At 38.4% G+C, this 8,239-nt stretch carries 8 protein-coding genes; 3 read left to right on the forward strand and 5 right to left on the reverse strand.

Annotated elements, in window-relative coordinates; genetic code table 11:
* Positions 1 to 643: 643 nt before the first annotated feature.
* Both M3210_RS19105 and M3210_RS19110 read left to right on the forward strand, forming a co-directional pair.
* Positions 644 to 1,141, forward strand: a complete 498-nt coding sequence (locus M3210_RS19105; protein WP_251517730.1) for an MFS transporter — start codon at positions 644 to 646, stop codon at positions 1,139 to 1,141.
* Positions 1,063 to 1,833 carry an MFS transporter gene (locus M3210_RS19110; protein ID WP_251517732.1) on the forward strand — a complete coding sequence of 257 codons (771 nt, stop codon included), beginning with the start codon at positions 1,063 to 1,065 and terminating at the stop codon, positions 1,831 to 1,833. Before M3210_RS19105 ends, M3210_RS19110 begins: the two co-directional genes overlap by 79 nt.
* A gap of 123 nt (positions 1,834 to 1,956) precedes the next feature.
* Here M3210_RS19110 and M3210_RS19115 read toward each other — a convergent pair whose 3' ends face one another.
* From M3210_RS19115 to M3210_RS19130, 4 genes are all read right to left on the reverse strand, one after another.
* Positions 1,957 to 3,120: a DUF4145 domain-containing protein gene (locus M3210_RS19115; protein WP_251517735.1), complete on the reverse strand. Its 1,164-nt coding sequence runs from the start codon at positions 3,118 to 3,120 to the stop codon at positions 1,957 to 1,959.
* A gap of 189 nt (positions 3,121 to 3,309) precedes the next feature.
* Positions 3,310 to 4,194, reverse strand: a complete 885-nt coding sequence (locus tag M3210_RS19120; protein ID WP_251517737.1) for a TIGR01777 family oxidoreductase — start codon at positions 4,192 to 4,194, stop codon at positions 3,310 to 3,312.
* A 441-nt stretch (positions 4,195 to 4,635) separates the two neighbouring features.
* Positions 4,636 to 6,006 carry an FAD-dependent oxidoreductase gene (locus M3210_RS19125; RefSeq protein ID WP_251517739.1) on the reverse strand — a complete coding sequence of 457 codons (1,371 nt, stop codon included), beginning with the start codon at positions 6,004 to 6,006 and terminating at the stop codon, positions 4,636 to 4,638.
* A 222-nt stretch (positions 6,007 to 6,228) separates the two neighbouring features.
* Positions 6,229 to 6,891: a DNA alkylation repair protein gene (locus tag M3210_RS19130; protein WP_251517740.1), complete on the reverse strand. Its 663-nt coding sequence runs from the start codon at positions 6,889 to 6,891 to the stop codon at positions 6,229 to 6,231.
* A 226-nt stretch (positions 6,892 to 7,117) separates the two neighbouring features.
* On the opposite strand from M3210_RS19130, the gene M3210_RS19135 reads away from it, so the two are divergent.
* Positions 7,118 to 7,717: a nitroreductase family protein gene (locus tag M3210_RS19135; RefSeq protein WP_251517741.1), complete on the forward strand. Its 600-nt coding sequence runs from the start codon at positions 7,118 to 7,120 to the stop codon at positions 7,715 to 7,717.
* Between the two features lie 126 nt (positions 7,718 to 7,843).
* Here M3210_RS19135 and M3210_RS19140 read toward each other — a convergent pair whose 3' ends face one another.
* Positions 7,844 to 8,128, reverse strand: coding sequence for an IclR family transcriptional regulator domain-containing protein (locus M3210_RS19140; RefSeq protein ID WP_251517742.1), 285 nt, complete (start codon positions 8,126 to 8,128; stop codon positions 7,844 to 7,846).
* Positions 8,129 to 8,239 lie beyond the last annotated feature (111 nt).

The following is an 8,239-nucleotide window of genomic DNA, read 5'->3' on the forward strand; positions in this document are numbered from 1 at the left end:
AAAGTGTTTGAAAAAACTTAGCTGTTGTTTAATAAGAAAACGGGGTTTTCTTATTAAGTTTATGCTTGGCCACTCACGTGACCTTGCTTGACATACTGGTTGTTTTGTTCAGTTTTCAAAGAGCAAATTTTGTTTTGTTGCTTTTTCGCAACAACTCTTACATTATATCAGACTTGTAATATTGAGTCAAGAACTTTTTCAATTCTTTTTTCAAGTCGTTGTCACTCGACTAAAAGCGACAAGAATTAATATACCACACTATCAAACTAGAAGTCAACAACTTTTTTTGTTTATTTCCGCTTGTTTTCGGTGGCGGATATTTAATATATCATAGACTAAAAAACAATGCAATATGTTTTTTCTACATTTTATTACATTATCCCGCTCTATTTTTCCCTATTTCATGAAGGAAAATTTATCCTGTACTAAATAAATAACATAGTTTCTTAAGAATAGCCTCCGAAATTAAACACACTAAGCCCAATTTAAAGGATTCTCTTTAAAGCTGCATCTTTATGTATAGAAGAAATTTGAACGATTATAACTAACCTACTTGGATGAGCTTTAAAATTTCCTACGTTGATGGTAAACAATAAATCAAAATACCGTATTTATTTTATGATAGATGGGTGGTCTTTACCATATGAAAATGAAAGTAAAACTGTGGACGAGCCAATATTTTAATATTGTAATTCTTGCTTTTATCATTTTCTCTGCATTTTATATGATCACAGCAGCTTTTCCTATTTTTGTGGCTACTGTTACTAATAATCCTGCAATCGCAGGAATTATGACGACGACATTAATGACCGCATCCTTAGTGACTCGTTTCTTTGCAAGTGTCATAATCCAAAAATTCAGCAGGAAATTATTACTCATCTTTTCGGTCGTTTACTTTTTAGGTACAATCGCTCTTACTTTTCTTAACGACTCGATTGGATTTTTAATATTCATTAGAGCTTTACAAGGTATTGGGTTTAGTATGCTTACAATGTTGGTATTTACAATCTCCAGTAATATTGTTCCTAAGTCACGATTAGGTGAAGGACTCGTTTATTTTCCATGTCTACAAGCGTCGGTACGACTATGGGACCTCTCATCGCCATCGCATATATTACACATTTTTCGTTTGATTCATTGATGTGGGTAACTCTTGGACTGATGGCTTTTACACTATTATGCAGCTTTTTCACCAAAACGAATTCTAATAATGAAGAGGAAAAACCTAAACCAAAAGAAAATAAGAAAGAGCCGTTCTATGCATATATGTTCGATAAACGTGTGCTGCTTCCTTGTATTTTGGTATCACTTAACTATATGACAATTGCAGGTACCGTTAACTTTATGGGAGCATTTGGGAAAGAAATTGGAGTAGGTGGGAACATTTCGTACTTTTTTATCGCACAAGGAATAGCGATGGTATTGGTTCGCATCTTCTCCGGCAGAATTTTTGACCGCTTTGGTCATCGAATCCTTATTATACCTGCTGCAATTTCAGGCGCGGCAGGGTTAATTTTATTAGGTTTTTCTACTGGAATGATTATGGTGCTCGTTGCTGGGATATTATTTGGGATTGCTTTTGGTGTAATCCACCCTATTGTTCAAGCGTGGGCGTTAACTCTTGTTCCTCCAGAGAAAAAAGCAACAGCTAATTCAATGCTTCTCATTTTTATCGACTTTGGTTTGGCAGCCGGTTCTATCGGGCTCGGCTACTTGGCGGGTATTGTAGGATACGGTATGACCTATGTCTATTCTGCCTCTTTAATGGTAATTATTTTGGTGATTTATCTTTTCGGAAGTAAGAAAGTAAAAGCGGTAGAAATTGCTTCTTGATAAAATCTTTTTTCTATATAGATATGTTATTTTAACTTATTCTAAAACAAAAGGCGGGAGATCCGAATTTGATCTCCCGCTTAGTATTAGCTGAATCGATTAGTCTATAGCAATCACAACAATTTACACCGTCACTTTCACCAAATCCTCTTGTATCTGGCGCAGTTGTTCAAAAAAGCTCTCTACCCGACCTTTTCCAACGCGATGATATTTGCCTAGGATGAGTAATTCCTTTGGTAAATGCCTAACCTTATATATGCCATCGTCATTCAGCTGTTCAATCAGCCCGGGCATTCCTGTGAAGTTCTCTGTACTGAGATCGACGTTTCCGAGGTCGTCAGTCACAACGATTTCACTAGATTTAAAGAATAAGAATAACTCTCCAGGACGGCTGTTTATGAGCTTTTTCCTTCTGATTTCTTCCTGTACAAACTCTTTCAATTCATGGAAGAACGTTTCAGAATGGGTTTCGTTATAGCGAGTCACTCTTAGATGGAAGTTTTCCAATGAACTTGGCAGTTCACTCATGATTCTTGCCTGCTGCTCTCCCCCAAGACGGATCAAGAAACGCTCCGATTCTTCAAAACGTTGTGGAAGTAAGAATGCATCCCTCAAGAAGTAAGGAATCTCAACCGAATCTTTTCCATAGTATATCGTTCGTACTGAAACAAAACCGGGTTCTTCGTTGATTTCATCGAGCAATGAAATTCTACCCTTTTTAGGCTTTGGTTCCACCTCAACAATTTTTATATCTGTTGCTTCTTGTTCTGTATTTTTAGGTTTCTCGTAGGCAAGCGACTCTTTTAAAAGGTCTTCAATTTTCTTAAAGCGCAGTGCCATTTCTTCCAATCCATAAGAATGTTCCTGCTTCATCACCGGGTCCACATATTCCGGTACTTCAATGGTGTACGATTCATACACTTCGACAAACCATTTTACAATCGTGTGGATATGCTCCCAAGCTGTCAGTGATTCTGAAAATCTAAATTGCCGCGTATCATGTGCTGCCACATTCCCTAATTTCCTTACCTCATGAAATGCGTTCATTACTTCTGGAGTGAGTAGACCTGCTTCGTCCAGATTTTGAATCCGCTCCACAATCGTCATGTAAGGATCATTGGTCATATTCTCATGGATCATCACTTTCTCCAACAGTACTTCAATGAACGTCCGGCTATGCGTCAGCATCGAACGGGGACTGTTGTAGATCGCTTTTTCCAGTTCGTATAATGTATGTGCGAATTCTTCCGAGATGTCTGCTAAGAATTCGTAAAAGTATGTAGTCATTGTTGTTCCTCCAAGGTGTATTTCTTATCTGAGTTGCTAATGTATATGAGAATGTATGTGCTTAAGCCAATACACCCAGTATATCAAAATGGAGAAAGTGATACTATAACTAGATTTTTTTGGATAAAAAGTTTGCCTATCTTCTGCAGATCATTACATTTACTTTCACACTAAATTATTGCTCAGCCATTACTTCAAAATATCTTCCAACGTCTTATCCAATGTAGGGTAGGCAAACTCATAGCCTTCCATCTCTAATCGTTCTGGCAGAACCCATCGACTTTTCAATACGAGTTCGGTTTCTGTACGAATGAAAATAGAGCCAATCTCCAACATCCACTTAGGCGAAGGCAACCCGAATGGCATATTCATCGTTTCCCTTAATGTTTTCATTAATTCACGATTTGTAACAGGAAAAGGTGATGAACAATTAAACACGCCACTTAGCTCTTCTCTTTTCTTTAAAAAGAGAATAATCTTGAACAAATCCTCAATATGTATCCAACTGAACATTTGATTTCCCTTACCTTGTACCCCGCCTAGTCCAAATCTTACTAAGTTTTTGTATGGTATGATGACACCGCCATCCTTCCCTAATACGATTGCAATTCGTAACGCAATTTGTCTCGTGTTCGGTAAATCAAAGTCAAAGAATGTTTTCTCCCATGTTGTCGCAACATCAACGGAAAATCCTGAACCGATTACTCCATCATCTTCCGTCATCGGCCGGTCCTCGGCATGCCGGTAAATTGTCGCCGTACTGGAGTTGATCCAAACCTCTGGCGGATGACTACATGCCTTGACGGCCTCCCCGAGCAAAGTCGTTGTCCTTCTTCTTGATTCCATGATTTCTTTTTTATTTGCTTCATTGTATCTGCAATTTACAGATTTACCTGCAAGATTGATCAGCAGTTCCGCACCTTCTAACGCTTCCATCATTTCCGACTTATCTTCCCAGGAGATATGTTGTTTTTGCCGTGATATAATTTTTACTTCATATCCCATCTCTCTGAACTTCTTCTCGAAATATTCACCAATAAATCCTGTTCCCCCTGCCAGCACTACTTTTTTCATATAAACTCTCCAATCTGTCTTGAGTATTTATTCCTTTTGTAGAGTTAATTTTGGGCTGAGACCTGTAGTACTACTTCAACAAAAAAGGATGCTAATCCTTCTTTTGGATAGCAGCCATAACAAAATGAATGATTACGAACTTCTACTTCATTCATTGCATTTCTCATGTTACCTCGGACTGAAACTCATTCTCTGTAGGCATGTGAAAACTTCTTACGTTACTTGCTGAGGTGAAACTCGTCCATCGAGGGTACATGAGCGCTTCTCATGTTACCTTTTAATCTGAATTCTAGCTCCCAAAGGTACATGAAACCTTCTCACATTACCTCCTCTCTAAGTAAAATAATCCCTTAGAGGTAAGGTGAGAGCATGTATCCTATTTCAAATCTAAAAAAACCGAGCATGCAAATTAACTTCACATGCTCGGTGTACATTTTTCTATTAAGCTGAGACTTGCTCTTCATCTTTAACTTTTTCACTTTCCTGTGCCATTGCTTTCAATGCAACTTGGTTCAGGAAGTTCACTGGTTTATTGAAATGTGGCTGGAAGAAGAAATCGGTTAGTGCCAATTCTTCGATGGTCATTCCGTTAGCGATACCTACGCTTAGTGTATTGATCGATTGTGTAAAATCAGCATCGGAAATAACTTGGGCACCAACAATACGATGTGTTTCTATTTCATAAACAAGTTTTAGTTGGATCACTGCATTTTCCGGCATAAACTCCGGACGGTAATTATCTTCAATAGAAGCACTTGCTACAGACAAGCCCGCCATAGTTGCTGCACTTTCCGTTAATCCTGTTGAAGCGATGTTGTGGTTGTAAATTTTCAATCCAGAAGTTCCTTGAGTTCCTGGGTGCTTCAATACAGGGTTCATCAGGTTATGAGCGACAAGGGTACCCATTCTTACTGCATTTGTTGCAAGTGGAATATAAGACGGCTGTTGGGTTGCATTGTTAGGGACAGCACAGCAGTCACCCGCAGCATATACGTCTTCTACACTTGTCCGCATATATTCATCCACAATGATCGCTCCATTACCCAACATATCAATTTGACCTTCAAATAATCCAGTGTTCGGTCTGAATCCAACACACATGACTACTAAGTCTGCGTTGTATTCGCCTTTATCTGTAATCACCTTTTGCACCGTTCCTGTTCCTTCAAATTTGGAAACAGTCTGGCCAAGTGCAAGCTCAACGCCACGCTCTTTGAAGCTAGTTTCTACAGGTGAGCTGAAAGATTCATCTAAATAACGATTCAAGATTCGTTCTTCACTATCGATCAGTGTGACGTTTTTGCCGTTCTCCTCAAACGCCTCTACAAGTTCTACACCAATATATCCTGCACCAACCACAACAACGTTTTGTACATTTTCAGAACTTCGAATGATTTCTTTTGCATGTGCAAAGTTTTTACATAACAGGATATTTTCCAAATCAGCACCTGGAATGGGCGGTGTAATCGGCCAAGAACCAGACGTGATGATCAGCTTATCATACTGATAATCTTTCATTTTACCTGTTTTCATATCTCTTGCTTGAAGCTGTTTTTCATTTACATCGCAGCTTACCACTTCATGATTCATATGCATGTTGACGCCGCGTTGCTCGAACTGCTCCACGGAAGCGTAAAACAGACTATTCGCATCCTCGACGACACCACCTACATAAAGGGCAATACCGCAAGAAAGGAAAGAAACATTATCATTTTTTTCAAATACATCAATTTGTGCGTGAGGGTATAAATTCAATATATTATTAATCGCTGCAGTTCCAGCATGAGTACATCCAATAACAGCTACTCTCATTATTCATCATCCTCCATTTTGTATGCTCATCTTTTCACATAAGCACGCTGTAAACATAATATATCATATTGTTCATTATTTCACAATATGTTTTTTGAGATTTTTTTAGTTCATGGATTAACAGACTGACTCACTGTTTGCAACACAAAAAACGCTCAGAATGCTGGACTGCCCACCTAGTAGTTACAGTTCCATTTTTCTGAGCGTTATTATTTATTGATATTACGACCGCTTGCTTACTTCCATCTTTATAAACTCCGGTAAATAGTTTGGAGTACAACCTCTTGAAACGAATTCATCTTTATAAAGTCCTGTTTTCTCTCCAATTTGACTGCAACGTTCACGATACTTTTCTTCATAGACGCCGATCCAGCCTGCAGTAAAATTCATAGCCCATTGAACTTCCGGTTCTTCCTCCGCAATATTAGCTTCAATTTTAGATATTAAATCTTCGGTGTTATCCGGCGGAGTTTTTCCAGTCCATCTCAATCGTGCTTGATAATACCAGAAAGCTCGCCTCTGCAGTGCAGAAGGGCTATCCATCCACGATTCGAGCAATGCAATTCTCTTTTTATCCTTGGTAAGATGATTAGCCATCAACCAATCCATCAAGTTATTTCGTTCTTCCAAAGTATGACTCTGCATATCCTGAACAAGCTCATCTAGTACCTCTTGGGTAAGCTGATTTTTATCCATGATTAAGATGGCCAAGAGTCGAGGCATAAACTCTCCGCTTGCCCAAACTGCCACCGCTAGTTCGTGGTCCTTTTTAATCTTCTTCGCGATTTTTCGTAATTCGCCTAGCTTTGTATCACGATTGATTTGGGAAAGAATGCTTTCTGCTTTGTCCGAGCGTTTTACTGCGGTACTTTTGTTTTCACTCACTTTATCCAACTCCTATTTGTAGCTATATGGTCCGTGGTTACCTTTTTACTAGTATAACATGTATCTGATTCGAAATTTCTCCAGCTACTTTTTATAAAGTTTCACTTAATGAAACTATGTGGACTTATTTTGAATTACGGTTTTATTTATTCTACACTACTAATGTGGCTTGAAGAAAAAAGATAATACAAGCCCAATAACTATTTCATCTTAGAGGAGAATGTATATGACAACATTTGTAGATTTAGCAGAGAAACGCCGTTCGATTTACGCATTAGGAACGGATGGCAACTATTCAAAAAAGGATATTGAAAATAGAATTCGCGAGGTTGTTAAACAAGTGCCTTCCGCTTTCAACAGCCAAACAACACGTGTAGTTGTACTATTCGATAGCGCAAACGAGAAGTTTTGGAATCATATTTATGATGTTCAACAAAATGTGCTTGAAGGTGACATGTGGGATATGATGTCAGGCATTATTACCGGAGCGAAAAATGGAATCGGTACGGTACTATTCTTTGAAGATAAAGAAGCGGTTGAAGGAATGCCTGCACAAGGTGTCCGTCAAGAAGCGTATAAACAAAACAACAATGCGAATGCACAATATGCGGTTTGGTTAGCTTTAGCTGAAATGGACTTGGGCGCAAGCTTACAACATTTCAACGTTGGTTATGAACAAGGTTTCGATAAGGGAACGAAAGAAATGTTCAATCTTCCTGAGTCTTACGAAATGCTTGCACAAATGCCATTTGGATCCGTTGAACAACAAGCTGGCGAAAAAGAACATATCGATACAGACGTTCAAGTTAAAGTTTTTGAAAACTAATCTTTTCATATTGAGCGTTTAGACAACAAGAGCTTAGGAAATCGTTTAAAGATTTCCTAGGCTCTTATTGTTATATGGACCAGTGGAATACTCCCTACATGACCATTCAAACCGATTTGTAGAAAATCAACCTTTCTCCAAAGCTTCAATTTCCTTGGTGATTGCTTCACTTCCCACATCTAATTTAGTGGCGATTTGTTTGATATTTTTCCGTGAAATTTGTTCTACTGGTGCCGCAATGGCTAGAGCCCCAATAACTTCCTGATTTCGAAATACCGGCACGGCTACACAACGAATACCAACCATTCGTTCCTCATCATCAAAAGCATAACCATCTTCCTTAATTGCTTTTAAGTGGTAGCGAAATAGTTGCGAATCTTGAAATGTATTTGTAGTGTAAGCGTCAAACAATGAACACCTTCTATTAAATATCCGTTCTTGAGATAATCTCTTTAGAAAAAAATCTGGAGGTTATGCCAATGAACGATGCTAACAAAAGAATAGAATGGAAAGCTAGGTATG

The sequence above is a fragment of the Oceanobacillus luteolus genome (assembly GCF_023715655.1).
Taxonomy (GTDB): domain Bacteria; phylum Bacillota; class Bacilli; order Bacillales; family Amphibacillaceae; genus Oceanobacillus; species Oceanobacillus luteolus.

Coding starts and splice junctions, on each gene's coding strand:
- M3210_RS19105 (WP_251517730.1), top strand. CDS start 644: ATGAAAATGAAAGTAAAACTGTGGACGAGCCAATATTTTAATATTGTA.
- M3210_RS19110 (WP_251517732.1), top strand. CDS start 1,063: ATGTCTACAAGCGTCGGTACGACTATGGGACCTCTCATCGCCATCGCA.
- M3210_RS19115 (WP_251517735.1), bottom strand. CDS start 3,120: ATGACTACATACTTTTACGAATTCTTAGCAGACATCTCGGAAGAATTC.
- M3210_RS19120 (WP_251517737.1), bottom strand. CDS start 4,194: ATGAAAAAAGTAGTGCTGGCAGGGGGAACAGGATTTATTGGTGAATAT.
- M3210_RS19125 (WP_251517739.1), bottom strand. CDS start 6,006: ATGAGAGTAGCTGTTATTGGATGTACTCATGCTGGAACTGCAGCGATT.
- M3210_RS19135 (WP_251517741.1), top strand. CDS start 7,118: ATGACAACATTTGTAGATTTAGCAGAGAAACGCCGTTCGATTTACGCA.